The sequence below is a fragment of the Kosakonia sp. AG348 genome, assembly GCF_003337365.1.
Lineage (GTDB): Bacteria > Pseudomonadota > Gammaproteobacteria > Enterobacterales > Enterobacteriaceae > Kosakonia.
Map to the genome: position 1 here is coordinate 223,418 of NZ_QPJR01000005.1, position 14,867 is coordinate 238,284.

Below are 14,867 nucleotides of genomic sequence, written 5' to 3' on the forward strand. Positions count from 1 at the left end.
TTATTTCACCTCAGCATATAGATATGCGATTTCCTTACTTCCCCATCAACAGTAAGTGCGTATGCTGAGGTGGTTCCCAAATTTCATACAGTTAAGGACGGGCTATGAGTAAGATTTTTGAAGACAACTCGTTGACGATTGGTCATACGCCGCTGGTTCGACTGAACCGCATCGGTAACGGCCGCATTCTGGCGAAGGTCGAATCACGTAACCCAAGCTTCAGCGTAAAATGCCGTATCGGTGCCAATATGATTTGGGATGCCGAAAAACGCGGGGTGCTGAAACCGGGCGTAGAACTGGTTGAACCGACCAGTGGTAACACCGGGATCGCACTGGCCTATGTAGCGGCTGCACGCGGCTACAAACTGACGCTGACCATGCCGGAAACCATGAGTATCGAACGCCGTAAACTGCTGAAGGCATTAGGCGCGAACCTGGTACTGACCGAAGGCGCCAAAGGCATGAAGGGCGCAATCCAGAAAGCGGAAGAAATTGTCGCCAGCGATCCGGCGAAATTCCTGCTGTTGCAGCAGTTCAGTAACCCGGCTAACCCGGAAATTCATGAAAAAACCACCGGCCCGGAAATCTGGGAAGACACCGATGGCCAGGTTGATGTATTTATCTCCGGCGTGGGCACTGGCGGTACGCTGACTGGTGTAACGCGTTATATCAAAAATACCAAAGGCAAAACTGACCTGATCACCGTCGCGGTCGAGCCAACTGACTCTCCGGTTATTTCCCAGGCGCTGGCAGGCGAAGAGCTGAAACCTGGTCCGCACAAAATTCAGGGCATCGGCGCGGGTTTTATTCCCGGCAACCTGGATTTGAAACTGATCGACAAAGTTGTCAAAATCACCAACGAAGAAGCCATCAGCACCGCGCGTCGTCTGATGGAAGAGGAAGGTATTCTGGCGGGTATCTCTTCTGGTGCTGCCGTTGCGGCGGCGCTGAAATTGCAAGAAGACGAGACCTTTACCAATAAGAATATCGTAGTGATTCTGCCGTCTTCTGGTGAGCGTTATTTGAGCACAGCGTTGTTTGCCGATCTGTTTACTGAAAAAGAACTGCAACAGTGATGCCAGATTGTTAAATCAGCTCAAAAAAGCACCCATCGCGGTGCTTTTTTGTGGCATATATCAAATTTTTGTCCTACCTGGCATTGCCTGAAACCTCCCGGTCTGGTATTTAACCATCACATTTATTTTGATGCGCGAAATTAATCGAAGGCAAGATTTCACCAAGCTGAATCGATTTTATGATTTGGTTCAATTCTGCCTTTCGCTGCATAATGTTTAATGACGAGCGAAACGTCAGCAGCCAGAAGCGCCAGCGTTTGGTTGCGCCAGGCAGGCTTCTGTAGTTTGTCCCGTTGCGCCGGCGCTAACAATACAGGCTAAAGTCATGCCGCCAGGCTAGACTTTAGTTCCACAACACTAAACCTATAAGTTGGGGAAATACAATGTTCCAGCAAGAAGTTACCATTACCGCTCCGAACGGTCTGCATACCCGCCCTGCTGCTCAGTTTGTTAAAGAAGCAAAAGGCTTCTCTTCTGAAATCACTGTGACTTCTAACGGCAAAAGCGCTAGCGCGAAAAGCCTGTTCAAACTGCAAACTCTGGGCCTGACTCAAGGTACTGTTGTGACGTTGACCGCTGAAGGCGAAGACGAGCAAAAAGCGGTTGAGCATCTGGTTAAACTGATGGCAGAACTTGAGTAAGTTTTACTTACGAGTTCTTTTCAAGATCAGTCACAAGTAAAGGTAGGGTTATGATTTCAGGCATTTTAGCATCCCCGGGTATCGCTTTCGGCAAAGCACTGCTGCTGAAAGAAGACGAGATCGTCATCGACCGGAAGAAAATTTCTGCCGACAAGGTTGACCAGGAAGTTGAGCGTTTCCTGAGCGGTCGTGCCAAAGCATCGGCACAGCTGGAAGCAATCAAAACGAAAGCGGGTGAAACTTTCGGTGAAGAAAAAGAAGCCATCTTCGAAGGGCATATTATGCTGCTGGAAGATGAGGAGCTGGAGCAGGAAATCATAGCCCTGATTAAAGATAAGAACATGACTGCCGATGCGGCAGCGCATGAAGTTATCGAAGGTCAGGCTACAGCCCTGGAAGAGCTGGATGATGAATACCTGAAAGAACGTGCTGCTGACGTACGTGACATCGGTAAGCGTCTGCTGCGCAACATCCTGGGTATGCCGATTATCGATCTGAGCGCGATTCAGGAAGAAGTAATTCTGGTTGCGGCCGATCTGACACCGTCAGAAACTGCTCAGCTGAACCTGAAAAAAGTGCTTGGTTTTATCACTGATATCGGTGGTCGTACTTCTCACACGTCTATTATGGCACGCTCCCTTGAGTTGCCAGCGATTGTGGGCACAGGTAGCGTCACCACTCAGGTTAAAAATGGCGATTATCTGATCCTCGATGCGGTTAACAATAAAGTTTACGTTAACCCAAGCGACGAAGAGATTGAGACACTGCGTGCGGCGCAGGCTCAGGTTGCCGAAGAAAAAGCCGAACTGGCGAAACTGAAAGATCTGCCGGCGATCACCCTTGATGGTCACCAGGTGGAAGTGTGCGCCAACATCGGTACCGTTCGCGATATCGCGGGCGCTGAGCGCAATGGCGCTGAAGGTGTTGGTCTGTACCGTACCGAATTCCTGTTCATGGATCGCGACGCCCTGCCGACTGAAGAAGAGCAGTTCGACGCCTACAAAGCGGTGGCTGAAGCCTGCGGTTCTCAGGCAGTTATCGTTCGTACCATGGACATTGGCGGCGACAAAGAGCTGCCGTACATGAATTTTCCGAAAGAAGAGAACCCGTTCCTGGGCTGGCGTGCTGTACGTATTGCGATGGATCGTAAAGAGATCCTGCGCGATCAGGTACGCGCTATTCTGCGCGCTTCCGCTTTCGGTAAACTGCGAATTATGTTCCCGATGATCATCTCTGTTGAAGAAGTGCGCGCACTGAAGAAAGAGATTGAGATCTACAAACAAGAATTGCGTAACGAAGGCAAGGCGTTTGACGAGAGCATTGAAATTGGCGTGATGGTAGAAACCCCTGCTGCCGCGACAATTGCCCGCCATCTGGCGAAAGAAGTTGATTTCTTTAGTATCGGTACCAATGATTTGACGCAGTACACCCTGGCGGTTGACCGTGGTAATGATATGATTTCACATCTTTACCAGCCGATGTCACCGTCTGTACTCACCCTGATCAAGCAAGTTATTGATGCTTCTCATGCGGAAGGCAAATGGACTGGCATGTGTGGTGAGCTTGCTGGCGACGAACGTGCTACACTTCTGTTGCTGGGGATGGGTCTGGATGAATTCAGTATGAGCGCCATTTCTATCCCGCGCATTAAGAAGATTATTCGTAACACAAACTTCGAAGATGCGAAGGTGTTAGCAGAGCAGGCTCTTGCTCAACCGACAACGGACGAGTTAATGACGCTGGTTAACAAGTTCATTGAAGAAAAAACAATCTGCTAATCCGCGAGATGCGCCCAAATTACTGCTTAGGAGAAGATCATGGGTTTTTTCGATAAACTGAAATCTTTGGTTTCTGATGATAAAAAAGACACCGGAACCATTGAGATTATTGCCCCGCTTTCTGGCGATATCGTCAACATTGAAGATGTACCGGATGTTGTGTTCGCTGAGAAAATCGTTGGTGATGGCATTGCTATCAAACCGACCGGTAACAAAATGGTAGCCCCGGTTGATGGTACTATCGGTAAAATCTTTGAAACCAACCATGCCTTCTCTATCGAATCCGATAGTGGCATTGAACTGTTTGTTCACTTCGGTATCGACACCGTGGAACTGAAAGGTGAAGGTTTCAAACGCATCGCAGAAGAAGGCCAACGCGTAAAAGTTGGCGACCCGGTAATCGAATTTGATCTGCCGCTGCTGGAAGAGAAAGCCAAGTCAACCCTGACGCCGGTGGTAATCTCCAACATGGACGAAATCAAAGAGCTTATCAAACTTTCTGGTAGCGTAACCGTGGGTGAAACCCCGGTGATCCGTATCAAAAAGTAATGCGTAATGCATAAAAGAATGGCGCCGAAAGGCGCCATTTTTGCTTTACTGCGGCGGTAAAATCAGCTCGTCACAGCCTTTTTCCAGCGTATATCCCATCACTTCTACGACCCGTTCGCCCGCAGCCTGTATCGCCACATCGAGCGCTTTACCCTGAACAATACCGCTCACCAGTTCAGAACAAAACAGGTCACCAGTACCTTTGAGATCCGTCGCCACACGCGGATAACCGCTGATATGAACCGCATCGGCGGTAACCAGTACCACGTGAATGTGCTCATTTTGCTGCTCAACCGGCGCACTGGTGATCGCCACCCAATGCAGCGACGCCGATAGCAGGCCTTTAGCCGCCTCAATCGCACTTTGCAAATCCCGGCATGGCTGACCGCTCAGCACTTCCAGCTCGAACACATTTGGCGTAATACCCTGTGCCAGTGGCAGCAGATGTTCACAATATGCCTGCGGGATTTCTGGTTTTACGTAAATGCCGCTATCGGTATCGCCGATCACCGGATCGACCAGAATCAACAGGTGTGGATGTTTTTCCCGCAGCACCTTAAGCCACTTCGCCAGTAGCTTAATCTGACTGGCGCTACCCATATATCCCGTCGTGACCGCTTTAACGCTACGCAGAACATCACGCTCTTCCAGCGCCTGCAAATAGCCGCTAAACCACTCGTCGGGAATGACGCCGCCGTAAAAGGTGTCATAGTGCGGCGTGTTACTGAACAGCACCGTCGGCACGGCCAGTACATTCAAATGGTGCTGGCGAATATTCGGCACCGCTATACTGTTGCCCACGCTACCGTAGACAACCTGTGATTGTACGGCAACGATATCGGCCTGCTGCGCCCGAGTCTTATCCCTGAACAGGATCATCTCCATTCGGTCTCCTTAACGGGTTAAATCCCCGCGCCCTGCGAATAACTCTCTTCACCAAATACGCCAGTAGAAAGATAGCGATCGCCGCGATCGCAAATAATGGCGACGATCACTGCGCCCGGGTTCGCTTTCGCCACCCGCATTGCCCCGGCTACTGCGCCGCCGGAACTGACACCGCAGAAAATGCCTTCCTGTACCGCCAGCGCGCGCATGGTATTTTCCGCTTCGCGCTGATGGATATCCAGCACCTCATCAACCAGAGACGCGTTAAAAATCCCCGGCATATACTCGGCAGGCCAGCGGCGAATGCCGGGAATACTGCTTCCCTCTTCCGGCTGCAAACCGACTATCGTCACTTTTTTATCCTGCTCGCGCAGAAAACGCGATACGCCTGTGATGGTGCCAGTCGTGCCCATACTGGAGACAAAATGCGTGATTCGCCCGCTGGTCTGCCGCCAGATTTCCGGGCCGGTGGTGGTGTAATGTGCGTAGGGGTTATCCGGGTTGTTAAACTGATCGAGCAGTTTGCCTTCACCGCGCGCTGACATCGCCAGTGCCAGATCGCGCGCCCCTTCCATTCCCTGCTCTTTGCTGACCAGAATCAACTCCGCCCCGTAGGCACGCATCGCGGCGCGCCGCTCCTGGCTCATGTTGTCCGGCATCAGCAATTTCATGCGGTAGCCTTTCAGTGCGGCGATCATCGCCAGCGCGATACCAGTATTACCGCTGGTCGCTTCAATCAGTACGTCGCCGGGTTTAATCTCCCCACGCTGTTCCGCCTGCACAATCATCGACAGTGCCGCTCTGTCTTTTACCGATCCCGCCGGATTGTTGCCTTCCAGTTTGACCCAGATTTCACTCCCGTTGTCCGGGCTCAGGCGTTGCAATTTGACCAGCGGCGTATTGCCAATGGTTTGTTCTAATGTGTTCACAATCGCTGTCCAATAAAAAACCCGGTCGCAGGATGCATACCGGGCTTGTAGGCCGGGCAAAGCTGTACGCTATCCGGCAGAAACCACGTCTGTTTAAGCTATCAGGCAGAATCCGCCAGAGCAAGTTCTGCGCGGGCCTCAATGCGTTCGTTACCGTTATATAAACGGGCATGTTGCAGGCCGACGAACAGACGCTCACCGCGCTGGGGGGGATGTTCATCACGCATCACCACGGTCAACGGTTCCGTGTTCCAGCCCAGCGGCTGCACAACCAGTTGGGTGTAATGACCCTTCGGACTGGCTTCCAGCACCTGTACCGGCAGCGGAGAATCGAGACTGGTGCGACGGCTGACATCCACTTCCCACGGGCGCAGGAACAGATCGACATCCCCCTGGTAAGCCGGCGTATAACCAAGCGGCCAGCGGTGCGCACCAACATGGAATTGCCCACCGCTCACAGTGCCTTTCAGGCGGTTAACCTCACCCATAAACTCCAGCACAAAGCGGGTGGCGGGCTCTCGCCAGACCTGATCCGGCGCATCCGCCTGTTCAATGTTGCCCTGGCTCATCACAACGACGCGATCGGCAACTTCCGTCGCCTCTTCCTGATCGTGCGTCACGAATACGCTGGTGAATTTCAGCTCTTCATGCAACTGGCGCAACCAGCGACGCAGCTCTTTACGCACCTGCGCATCAAGCGCGCCGAAAGGTTCATCCAGCAACAGGATTTGCGGCTCCACCGCCAGCGCACGCGCCAGCGCCACACGCTGTTTCTGCCCACCGGAAAGCTGCGCCGGGAAACGGTCCGCCAGATGTGCCAGCTGCACCATCTCCAGCAGTTGCATCACTTTCGCTTTGATCGCCGCCGCATTTGGCCGTTCGCGGCGCGGCAGCACCGTCAGGCCGAAAGCGATATTGTCAAACACCGTCATATGACGAAACAGCGCATAATGCTGGAACACAAAACCGACGCGGCGCTCGCGCGCATGCAGACGGCTGACGTCAGTACCATGAAAACGAATGCGCCCGCTGGTCTGATGCTCAAGACCGGCAATAATACGCAGCAACGTGGTTTTACCGGAACCGGACGGGCCCAGCAACGCCACCATCTGGCCGGATGGGATATCAAGAGAGATATCATTCAGCACCTGGGTGCGACCAAAAGACTTCTTAATATTGGCAATCTCAATGCTCATGATTTCCCTCCTGTTGCTGGCGTTTTTCGTGATTATTCAAACGCCACTGCAACGCACTCTTTAAAAACAACGTCAAAATCGCCATCAACGTCAGCAGAGCCGCAGCGGTAAACGAACCGACGATGTTGTAATCCTGCTGCAGTAATTCAATTTGCAGCGGCAGCGACAGGGTTTCACCGCGGATAGAACCGGAAACCACCGACACCGCGCCAAATTCGCCAATCGCCCGCGCGTTAGTGAGCACTACGCCGTACAACAGCGCCCAGCGGATATTCGGTAGCGTCACGCGCTTGAACATCTGCCAGCCGGACGCGCCAAGCAGAATCGCCGCTTCATCTTCCTGGCTGCCCTGGCTTAACATCACCGGCACCAGTTCACGCACGACAAACGGGCAAGTCACAAACACGGTAACCAGCACCATGCCCGGCCAGGCGAACATAATTTGCAGATTATGCGCATCCAGCCAGCCGCCAAGCGGGCCGTTTGAGCCATAAAACAGCAGATAGATAAGACCTGCGACCACCGGCGACACAGCAAAGGGAATATCCAGCAGCGTCAACAGTAACTGGCGGCCCGGGAAGTTAAAGCGCGTCACCAGCCAGGCCAGCAACGTGCCGAATATCAGGTTCAGCGGCACCGAGATCAGCGCAACCAGCACCGTCAGCCAGATGGCATGGAGCATGTCGGCGTCCGCGAGGTTTTGCAGAACTGGCATCAGGCCTTTGCTAAACGCCTGCACGAAAATGTAAACCATCGGCACAACGAGGATAAACGCCGAGACAATCACTCCCGTGCCAATCAAAAACCATTTGCCCCAGTTCACCTGAGACTTGTCATAGCGTTTCAATTCAGTTAGTTCCGCCATTAGTGACCTACCACACGCTGACCAAAGCGGCTTTGCAGGGTGTTAATGGAAAACAGCAACAGCAGAGAAGCCGCCAGGATCACCGAGGCAATCGCGCTCGCCGCCGGGTAATCAAACTCCTGCAAGCGTACAAAAATCATCAACGAGGTCACTTCTGTCTTCCAGGCGATGTTACCGGCGATGAAGATCACCGCGCCAAACTCGCCAAGGCTGCGGGTAAACGACAAGGCTACGCCCGCCATCAATGCAGGAGAGAGTTCCGGCAGCACCACTTTGCGAAAACTTTGCCAGCGCGTCGCGCCCAGGGTTTCCGCCGCCTCTTCATATTCCGGCCCCAGCTCTTCCAGTACCGGCTGAATGGTGCGCACCACAAACGGAATGCTGGTGAATGCCATCGCCACCGCGATACCGAGCCAGGTATAGGTCACTTTGATATCAAACTTCGCTAGCCATTCGCCGTAAAAACCATTCACCGAAAACAGCGAGGCCAGCGTCAGACCCGCCACCGCCGTTGGCAGCGCAAAAGGTAGATCCATCAGCGCATCCAGCAAGGTGCGGCCCGGAAAGCGGTAACGAGTGAGGATCCATGCCATCAGCAAGCCAAACACGCCGTTAAAAACGGAGGCGACAAAGGCTGCAATCAGCGTGACTTTATAAGCGGCCACAACCTGCGGATTAGTGACCACCTCCCAGTATTGCGCCCAGCTCATCTGCGCCAACTGCATCACCAGTGCGCTCAGTGGCAACAGCAATATCAGACAAACAAAAAACAGGCTGCTGCCGAGGCTTAAACCAAAGCCAGGCAGCACGCGTTTTGATCCTGCAAACATCACTTACGCCCCGCCGCCAGCAACGTGTCCAGCTCACCACCGCTGGCGAAATGGGTTTTCATCACTTCAGGCCAGGAACCAAACTTGTCCTCTACGCGGAACAGCGCCGTCTGCGGGAATTTATCGCTCAGTTTCGCCATCACTTCCGGGTTGTTCACGCGATAGTAGTAATCAGTGATGATGGTTTGCGCCTGTGGGCTGTAAAGCCAGGTGAGATAAGCTTTGGCCGCTTTTTCTGTGCCGTTGGCCTTCACGTTTTTATCCACCCACGCAACCGGGAATTCAGCCAGGATGTTGACTTTCGGTACGACAACTTCAAAACCCTGCGCTTCATACTGCTTACGGATGTTATTCACTTCCGATTCAAACGAGATCAGCACATCGCCAAGCCCGCGCTCAACAAAGGTAGTTGTTGCGCCGCGACCGCCGGTGTCGAACACTTCAACGTTTTTGAGGAACTGGGTCATAAACTGCTGAGTTTTGGCTTTGTCGCCGCCATCCGCTTGATCCGCTGCGCCCCAGGCCGCCAGATAGGTGTAGCGCGCATTGCCGGAGGTTTTCGGGTTCGGGAAAATCAGTTTTACATCACTGCGCACCAGATCGTTCCAGTCGTGAATGTTCTTCGGGTTACCTTTGCGAACCAGAAACGCCATCGTTGAGTAGAACGGCGAGCTGTTATTCGGCAAACGGCTCTGCCAGTCCGCCGGGATCAGGTTGCCTTTGTCGTGCAGGATCTGCACGTCAGTGACCTGGTTATAGGTCACGACGTCCGCTTTCAACCCTTGCAGAATCGCCAGCGCCTGCTTTGAGGAGCCAGCATGGGATTGCTTAATGGTCAGCTTGTCACCGCCGTTATCTTTCGCCCATTGCTGTTCGAACGGCGTGTTAAGGGCCGCAAAGAGCTCGCGTGATACATCATAAGAGCTGTTAAGCAGTTCCGTCGCTTGTGCCTGAGCGGCCCACAGCGTCAGCGCTGCCAGCGTCAGATATCCTTTTTTCAGTAAGTTAACGGCCATTGCGCACCCTTATAAGCTGATGACATTTCGTCACTCAGTTTATTTATAACGAGTGTGAAACCAGTAACGGTTTTATATACCAATTGGTGATTTGGAATCAGAAAAGAATATAAGCAGAAGGGAGTAGTGACCGGGTTTCCCCGGTCAGCAGAAGTGCGTGGTTTACAGCGCCAGCAGCCTATCCAGCGACGGCGCGAAGTAGTAGCCGCCGGTCACCGGGCGGGTAAAACGCAGCATGGCGTCGCGCTTACCGTCGGTATCGCCAAACATGCTCAGCAGTTGCTGCTCAATGTTGTACAAACGGGCGCAATAGGTGCAGAAATAGAGCCCATGCGTGCCGCTGGCGGTGCCATAAGGCAGGCTCTGACGGACGATTTTCAGCCCTTTGCCGTTCTCTTTCAGATCAACACGCGTCAGGTGTGACGTGTCCGGGCGCGCATCACCGTCGATCTCTTCATTGGCCTCTTTGGTGCGGCCGATCATCATCTCCTGATCGCCCACGCTCATGCGATTAAGCTGCTTGAGGTTATGCTCCCAACGCTGCACCATCACGTAGCTGCCACCGGCGTCCACGCCATCCTGAATAATAGCAACCTCGCGGCGTTTCTCATCGCCTGCCGGGTTTTCGGTACCATCGATAAAGCCGCTCAAATCGCGCTCTTCCACCCAGCGGAAACCGTGCGTCTCTTCTTTAACGTCAAGCGCCTCGCCGAACGCCACCAGCGCGGCCTGAGCGACGGAGAAATTCACATCGTGGCGCAGAGAAAGAATATGGATCAGCACATCTCGCTGTGTGGCGGGCGCCAGACCTTTGCCATACGCCGGAAAATCTTTTAGCTCGTCTGCGCCTTCGGCACCGTTCAGTGCGCGCCAGGTCTTGTTGCCAAAGGCAATAGTCGCCCCCAGCGCCGCATCGGGAAATTGTAATTGAAAGGTCGCCAGCTTATCGGCGAATACGCGGCTCGCCACGCGCAGGGCATCGGTGTCCCCTTTCACGTTGGCTTCAATCCAAATCGCCGCACGGCAATGTTCTGGCAAAATGCCGCTTTGAACCTGGGACATGACTCCTCCTGGAAAAAAACAGGCCACGAAACCGTGGCGATAATCGCGGTATTGTACCTGTTTTTCCCCCAGCAGCAGCGAGTTGAGATCAAATTAACGGCGCCAGATAAACTTGCTCACTTTCCAGTTTTTCAGCGCATCATCGGATGGCATCAACCCTTCCGGGCCGCTCCACTGGCCGGTAAACACATAGCTGATATGCTGGCTACCCGGCGCTTTACACTCTACACCCACGCTGTCATCGCCCGCGCCTTTCACACAGTTACCGAAAGCTTTCTCAAACAGCGAATTGAACGGCGCGCCGATTTTTACCCCTTTATCCGTGGCGATACTATTGTCGAGCACATCAATACGGCTGATCGCGCCGTTTTCTCCGTTCACCACCAGCGCCAGTTTGTCATCTTTTAGCGCCTCAAAATAACGAACGATACTGCCTTTTTCCGTCTTCATGCCGCTACGCAGGTGGTAATCGCCACCCAGCGCATCCTGAATTGCCTGCTCGTTTAGTGGCGTGCTGGCGGTGATGTTACCAACGCCGTTGTCGCTCACCTCGACAGATGAACCAAACCAGTTCCACGGATAGGCCGCCGACCAGTTGACGGAAGCCAGCGTCGAGCAGCCGGTTAACGCCAGCGGCAGAACGCAAATAAGTGTACGCAGGGATTTCATGCTTCATTCCTTTTATTCATTGAACGCCTGTTGGAGTCCCGGAAGTGAAAAAAGTGCCGCTTAATGTTGAGCAAGGGAAAAACAGGCCCGAAGACGCCGGTTTGTCGCAAGCCACCACAGCGCAACCAGATCGGCGATAACCAGAAACAGCCCAATCCCGGAAAGCGCCTCGCCGGTAAACCAGCGCCAGGGTTGCCATACCAGCAGCGCCAGTTGCACCAGCAATACCAGCGGGTAGAGTGCGCGCCACAGGCGGGGAAAATGATCGCGGCGGCCGCTCAGTAAAAAGGTCAATGCCGCAGGAATACCGGGCAGCAACCCTAGCCAGAAATCATCGTGATCGGGGTAAAACAATGCGAGCAATGCGTCGCCTTGCCCGCGCGATGCCCCCGCAATAACAAACAGCACCCAGGTGCGTGCCTGTAGCAGCAACACGCACCAGAACAGAAAAGGGAGTTTCAAGCGACCATGACTGTCGTAATCGGCGGGATAAATTTCAGTACTCTTCATCTTCAATCAAACGCTTGCCCAGACTGGCCGAATCCATATGTTCATAACCGAGGCGCTCATACATGCCGATAACCATCTCGTTATCTTCCCGCACCATCAGGTTGATTTTCGGGCAGCCGCGGGCAATCAGCTTTTTCTCCAGCCGGCTCAACAAGGCGTTAGCGATGCCGCGCCCGCGAAACTCAGGATGAACGCCAAGGTAATAAGCCGATCCGCGATGACCGTCATAACCGCCCATCACCGTGCCGACCACTTCCCCGCCGACTTCGGCGACCAGAAACAGACTCACATCGTGATTCACTTTGCGTTCAATATCCATTTCCGGATCGTTCCATGGTCGCAACAGCTCACAACGCTCCCACAAGGTGATCACTTCTTCGAAATCTTCCTGGCGAAAAACGCGTATCTCCATGGTATTCCCCGTCATTTTCAGCTGTGTAAACGTAGATTATGGCCCTAAGCGCCTCTGTCGCCAATATCCGGCATCTTCAGCACTGAAATTTGGCATAATGTCACTCTGTCACGTATTGAAATGAAAAGTAAAACATTAGTTCGCACGGATAGTCGTAACGGTAAACACGATACGATATAACACCAGGGACCACGAATAAGACAATTCAGGCGTATGAGCACCTTTAAACCTTTAAAAACACTTACCTCGCGTCGTCAGGTGCTGAAAGCAGGCCTGGCCGCCCTGACATTAACGGGCATGTCTCGCGCTATCGCAAAGGACGAGACACCACTTAAAACCACGACCGGGCACAGTAAACCGAAAGCCAGGAAAGCCGGCGCGAAACGCATTGTGATGCTTGATCCGGGCCATGGCGGTATTGATACCGGCGCGATTGGTCATAACGGTTCGCAAGAAAAACACGTGGTGCTGGCGATCGCCAAAACCGTCCGCGCCCAATTGCGTGCGCAGGGAATTGATGCGCGCCTGACGCGCACCGGCGATAAATTTATTCCGCTTTATGATCGCGTAGAGATTGCCCACCAGCACGGTGCCGATCTGTTTATGTCGATCCACGCCGACGGCTTCACCAACCCAAGCGCTGCGGGCGCGTCGGTGTTTGCGCTTTCTAATCGCGGCGCCAGTAGCGCGATGGCGAAATACCTTTCGGATAAAGAAAACGCCGCCGACGATCTGGCCGGGAAAAAAGCCAGAGACAAAGATCACCTGCTCCAGCAAGTGCTGTTCGATTTGGTGCAAACTGACACCATTAAAAACAGCCTGACGCTCGGCTCGCATATTCTCAAGCAGATCAAACCGGTACACCGCCTGCATAGCCGCAACACAGAACAGGCGGCATTTGTGGTGCTAAAATCGCCTTCGATACCGTCCGTGCTGGTGGAAACCTCGTTTATCACCAACCCGGCAGAAGAGAAGCTGCTCGGCACGGCGGCGTTTCGCCAGAAAATCGCCAGCGCCATTGCCGACGGTGTACTCAGCTATTTTAGCTGGTTTGATAATCATAAAGCCCACACGAAGAGACGCGGATGACCACGCCTGATATCCACCCGGTTAAAAACGCCCTGCTAAATTTGCAGGACAAGATCTGTGACCAGCTGAGTGCCCTTGATGGCGGCGCATTTATTGAAGATGCGTGGACGCGTGCGGCAGGTGGCGGTGGGCGCAGCCGTGTGCTGCGTGATGGCAGCGTGTTTGAACAGGCGGGCGTCAATTTTTCGCACGTTCACGGCGACGCAATGCCCGCTTCGGCCACCGCGCATCGCCCGGAACTGGCGGGTCGCAGTTTCGAAGCGATGGGCGTTTCGCTGGTGGTTCATCCGCGTAATCCGTATGTACCCACCAGCCATGCCAATGTGCGCTTTTTTATCGCCGAAAAACCCGGTGCGGAACCGGTGTGGTGGTTTGGCGGCGGCTTTGATTTAACGCCCTACTACGGTTTTGAAGAGGATGCTCGCCACTGGCACCGCACAGCGCGCGATATCTGTTTGCCGTTCGGCGAAGAGGTATATCCACGCTATAAAAAGTGGTGTGACGATTACTTCTACCTTAAACACCGTGATGAACAGCGCGGCATTGGCGGGTTGTTTTTCGACGATCTCAACACGCCGGATTTCGATCACTGCTTCGCTTTTATGCAGGCGGTGGGTAATGGCTATCTCAAGGCTTATTTGCCGATTGTTGAACGCCGCAAAGCCACGCCTTATGGCGAGCGCGAGCGCGACTTCCAGCTTTACCGTCGCGGCCGGTATGTGGAGTTCAATCTGGTGTGGGATCGCGGCACCCTGTTTGGCTTACAAACCGGCGGGCGCACTGAATCCATTCTGATGTCGATGCCGCCGCTGGTGCGCTGGGAATACAATTATCAGCCCGCCGAAGGCAGCCCGGAAGCCGCCCTCAGCGAGTTTATAAAAGTCAGAGACTGGGTGTAATTTCTTTAATCTCAAGCCGGATGAGGTGCGCTGTTCAACGGATATGTCGCTGATGAGGTATTGTTCCGTGCACAGATGTTCCACAGTTTCTGAAACATCGCTACATGTGAACGGAAAAAGGGGAGCTGCCGCGCTCCCCTTTTCAATGCCCGCGTCTGCGCGATAAATCGGTGCTTTGCACTACGCTCACTTCCCGACAGCGTGCCTGCGCTCGGCTCGAATCACAATAACTTGCCCCTTCGGAGTCAGCGCAAGCGCTGTTCAGAACGGCTCCCGGGGCAATTTTGTCCGTGGCTCGATTCGCCTCTGGCCGCCATCCATGGCGTCCAGACCTTATCACTCACTCTTCGGTTCGCCGATTTCAGCGGAACGCAACCCATCGCGATTGAATTCCGCCCGGACAGAAAGAGCGAGCGGCTTCCTTCAAAAACAACTCAACAAGCGACAACCCGATTATCGAC

General features: G+C 53.6%; 16 protein-coding genes. 6 read left to right on the plus strand and 10 right to left on the minus strand.

Annotation, left to right across the window (positions count from 1 at the left end):
* Positions 1 to 104 precede the first annotated feature (104 nt).
* The 4 genes from cysK (at position 105) to crr (ending at position 4,044) form a co-directional block, all read left to right on the plus strand.
* Complete coding sequence (cysK, locus tag DFO56_RS14460; RefSeq protein WP_017458913.1) at positions 105 to 1,076, plus strand: cysteine synthase A; 972 nt, start codon at positions 105 to 107, stop codon at positions 1,074 to 1,076.
* Positions 1,077 to 1,459: 383 nt separating this feature from the next.
* The gene (gene ptsH / locus DFO56_RS14465) at positions 1,460 to 1,717 is read left to right on the plus strand and encodes a phosphocarrier protein Hpr (protein ID WP_007370907.1); all 258 of its coding nucleotides are present in this window, start codon (positions 1,460 to 1,462) and stop codon (positions 1,715 to 1,717) included.
* Positions 1,718 to 1,767: 50 nt separating this feature from the next.
* Positions 1,768 to 3,495 carry a phosphoenolpyruvate-protein phosphotransferase PtsI gene (gene ptsI, locus DFO56_RS14470; protein WP_020454650.1) on the plus strand — a complete coding sequence of 576 codons (1,728 nt, stop codon included), beginning with the start codon at positions 1,768 to 1,770 and terminating at the stop codon, positions 3,493 to 3,495.
* Between the two features lie 39 nt (positions 3,496 to 3,534).
* A complete protein-coding gene (gene crr, locus DFO56_RS14475; protein ID WP_020454651.1) occupies positions 3,535 to 4,044 on the plus strand; it encodes a PTS glucose transporter subunit IIA in 510 nt (169 codons plus the stop codon).
* 45 nt (positions 4,045 to 4,089) lie between these two features.
* On the opposite strand, the gene pdxK is transcribed toward crr, so the two are convergent.
* The 10 genes from pdxK to DFO56_RS14525 form a co-directional block, all read right to left on the minus strand.
* Entirely contained in the window at positions 4,090 to 4,929 is an 840-nt protein-coding gene (gene pdxK / locus DFO56_RS14480) for a pyridoxine/pyridoxal/pyridoxamine kinase (RefSeq protein WP_045510278.1), read from the minus strand.
* A 17-nt stretch (positions 4,930 to 4,946) separates the two neighbouring features.
* Complete coding sequence (gene cysM, locus DFO56_RS14485) at positions 4,947 to 5,858, minus strand: cysteine synthase CysM (protein ID WP_045510281.1); 912 nt, start codon at positions 5,856 to 5,858, stop codon at positions 4,947 to 4,949.
* A gap of 101 nt (positions 5,859 to 5,959) precedes the next feature.
* Positions 5,960 to 7,054, minus strand: a complete 1,095-nt coding sequence (cysA, locus tag DFO56_RS14490; RefSeq protein ID WP_020454654.1) for a sulfate/thiosulfate ABC transporter ATP-binding protein CysA — start codon at positions 7,052 to 7,054, stop codon at positions 5,960 to 5,962.
* A complete protein-coding gene (gene cysW, locus DFO56_RS14495; RefSeq protein ID WP_045510283.1) occupies positions 7,044 to 7,919 on the minus strand; it encodes a sulfate/thiosulfate ABC transporter permease CysW in 876 nt (291 codons plus the stop codon). The genes cysA and cysW overlap by 11 nt, the downstream gene beginning before the upstream one ends.
* Positions 7,919 to 8,749 carry a sulfate/thiosulfate ABC transporter permease CysT gene (gene cysT / locus DFO56_RS14500; protein ID WP_017458920.1) on the minus strand — a complete coding sequence of 277 codons (831 nt, stop codon included), beginning with the start codon at positions 8,747 to 8,749 and terminating at the stop codon, positions 7,919 to 7,921. Before cysT ends, cysW begins: the two co-directional genes overlap by 1 nt.
* A complete protein-coding gene (locus tag DFO56_RS14505; protein WP_020454656.1) occupies positions 8,749 to 9,765 on the minus strand; it encodes a sulfate ABC transporter substrate-binding protein in 1,017 nt (338 codons plus the stop codon). Before DFO56_RS14505 ends, cysT begins: the two co-directional genes overlap by 1 nt.
* Before the next feature lie 162 nt (positions 9,766 to 9,927).
* The gene (locus tag DFO56_RS14510) at positions 9,928 to 10,827 is read right to left on the minus strand and encodes a Dyp-type peroxidase (RefSeq protein WP_045510286.1); all 900 of its coding nucleotides are present in this window, start codon (positions 10,825 to 10,827) and stop codon (positions 9,928 to 9,930) included.
* A 93-nt stretch (positions 10,828 to 10,920) separates the two neighbouring features.
* Positions 10,921 to 11,496 carry an RpoE-regulated lipoprotein gene (locus DFO56_RS14515; protein WP_045510289.1) on the minus strand — a complete coding sequence of 192 codons (576 nt, stop codon included), beginning with the start codon at positions 11,494 to 11,496 and terminating at the stop codon, positions 10,921 to 10,923.
* A 60-nt stretch (positions 11,497 to 11,556) separates the two neighbouring features.
* Positions 11,557 to 12,006 (minus strand): DUF2919 domain-containing protein, encoded by a 450-nt coding sequence (locus DFO56_RS14520; protein WP_045510292.1) that lies wholly within the window; start codon positions 12,004 to 12,006, stop codon positions 11,557 to 11,559.
* Positions 11,993 to 12,418, minus strand: a complete 426-nt coding sequence (locus tag DFO56_RS14525) for a GNAT family acetyltransferase (protein ID WP_017458925.1) — start codon at positions 12,416 to 12,418, stop codon at positions 11,993 to 11,995. Before DFO56_RS14525 ends, DFO56_RS14520 begins: the two co-directional genes overlap by 14 nt.
* 213 nt (positions 12,419 to 12,631) lie before the next feature.
* Between DFO56_RS14525 and amiA the strand changes: the two genes are divergently transcribed.
* A complete protein-coding gene (amiA, locus tag DFO56_RS14530; RefSeq protein WP_020454660.1) occupies positions 12,632 to 13,507 on the plus strand; it encodes an N-acetylmuramoyl-L-alanine amidase AmiA in 876 nt (291 codons plus the stop codon).
* On the plus strand, positions 13,504 to 14,406 hold the full coding sequence (gene hemF, locus DFO56_RS14535) for an oxygen-dependent coproporphyrinogen oxidase (RefSeq protein ID WP_045510295.1): 903 nt from the start codon (positions 13,504 to 13,506) through the stop codon (positions 14,404 to 14,406). The genes amiA and hemF overlap by 4 nt, the downstream gene beginning before the upstream one ends.
* Positions 14,407 to 14,867: the final 461 nt, after the last annotated feature.

What these genes read in the sequence shown, in the direction of transcription:
- cysK (WP_017458913.1), top strand. Translation starts at nt 105, where the DNA reads ATGAGTAAGATTTTTGAAGACAACTCGTTGACGATTGGTCATACGCCG.
- ptsH (WP_007370907.1), top strand. Translation starts at nt 1,460, where the DNA reads ATGTTCCAGCAAGAAGTTACCATTACCGCTCCGAACGGTCTGCATACC.
- ptsI (WP_020454650.1), top strand. Translation starts at nt 1,768, where the DNA reads ATGATTTCAGGCATTTTAGCATCCCCGGGTATCGCTTTCGGCAAAGCA.
- crr (WP_020454651.1), top strand. Translation starts at nt 3,535, where the DNA reads ATGGGTTTTTTCGATAAACTGAAATCTTTGGTTTCTGATGATAAAAAA.
- pdxK (WP_045510278.1), bottom strand. Translation starts at nt 4,929, where the DNA reads ATGGAGATGATCCTGTTCAGGGATAAGACTCGGGCGCAGCAGGCCGAT.
- cysA (WP_020454654.1), bottom strand. Translation starts at nt 7,054, where the DNA reads ATGAGCATTGAGATTGCCAATATTAAGAAGTCTTTTGGTCGCACCCAG.
- cysW (WP_045510283.1), bottom strand. Translation starts at nt 7,919, where the DNA reads ATGGCGGAACTAACTGAATTGAAACGCTATGACAAGTCTCAGGTGAAC.
- cysT (WP_017458920.1), bottom strand. Translation starts at nt 8,749, where the DNA reads ATGTTTGCAGGATCAAAACGCGTGCTGCCTGGCTTTGGTTTAAGCCTC.
- DFO56_RS14505 (WP_020454656.1), bottom strand. Translation starts at nt 9,765, where the DNA reads ATGGCCGTTAACTTACTGAAAAAAGGATATCTGACGCTGGCAGCGCTG.
- DFO56_RS14510 (WP_045510286.1), bottom strand. Translation starts at nt 10,827, where the DNA reads ATGTCCCAGGTTCAAAGCGGCATTTTGCCAGAACATTGCCGTGCGGCG.
- DFO56_RS14515 (WP_045510289.1), bottom strand. Translation starts at nt 11,496, where the DNA reads ATGAAATCCCTGCGTACACTTATTTGCGTTCTGCCGCTGGCGTTAACC.
- DFO56_RS14520 (WP_045510292.1), bottom strand. Translation starts at nt 12,006, where the DNA reads ATGAAGAGTACTGAAATTTATCCCGCCGATTACGACAGTCATGGTCGC.
- DFO56_RS14525 (WP_017458925.1), bottom strand. Translation starts at nt 12,418, where the DNA reads ATGGAGATACGCGTTTTTCGCCAGGAAGATTTCGAAGAAGTGATCACC.
- amiA (WP_020454660.1), top strand. Translation starts at nt 12,632, where the DNA reads ATGAGCACCTTTAAACCTTTAAAAACACTTACCTCGCGTCGTCAGGTG.
- hemF (WP_045510295.1), top strand. Translation starts at nt 13,504, where the DNA reads ATGACCACGCCTGATATCCACCCGGTTAAAAACGCCCTGCTAAATTTG.